The organism is Paenisporosarcina sp. P5_A11 (assembly GCF_056400705.1).
Window position 1 is genome coordinate 1 of the sequence record NZ_JBFUKT010000387.1, and the last position, 723, is coordinate 723.

The following is a 723-nucleotide window of genomic DNA, read 5'->3' on the forward strand; positions in this document are numbered from 1 at the left end:
GAACAAAAGAGAAGAGCTTCGAAAACGATGGGAAGAAGCATTTGCAAAGCACCTTAGCAAATCCCAAAAAAGAAAAATTTATTTTTATCAACATTTATGGCATGTATTTAGCTATAACAAACTTTCTTGTTTAGAAAAACAAAAAGCAAGGGATGCCTTTAATAGGGTAAGGAAATATGGATGCTATATTTTTTACCAAGACAAGGAAAATGGATTATTGCTTGAAAACGCCAGAAGTTTAAAGGCAGAAGACATTGTAAAGGAAATTGACGGTTATATAGACGATGTTTATGTAGTAGATACAGATTTTACCTGGACATATGTTTTTACTCATGAAGAATATTGTGGACCATACTTCTGTCAGCTAGGGGACGAAAGATGAAGGATTTCGTGTTTTATTTAATGGCATTTATAGGGATTTTAATAATGTTTTTTAGTTTGATTAATATGTTAATTATAGACATGAAAAATAAAAAGAATAATCAAAAGAAAAGTAAATTAAAGCAGGGGAAATTAATCTTGTTAGGATTTATTATTTTTGTATTATCACGTATATTGCATGGACAACTTCTTTAAAAATCGATTATTCTTCTTCAACTAACGGGTGCTTTAGTTCAATAAGAAAATTAAAACATTGTAGGAAAAAGCTCAGTTTTCATCCTAGTTTTGAAAACGCATTTTTATTTAACTATTATAAAGTCAAATCGCAATCACCAGATAGTG

1 protein-coding gene is annotated in these 723 nt (G+C 29.6%); it reads left to right on the top strand.

Features of this window, described 5'->3' with window-relative positions; translation table 11 throughout:
- On the top strand, positions 1–382 hold a 382-nt coding region (locus AC1DOS_RS20420), incomplete at its 5' end, for a DUF4275 family protein (RefSeq protein WP_477538948.1).
- Between the last annotated feature and the right edge of the window lie 341 nt (positions 383–723).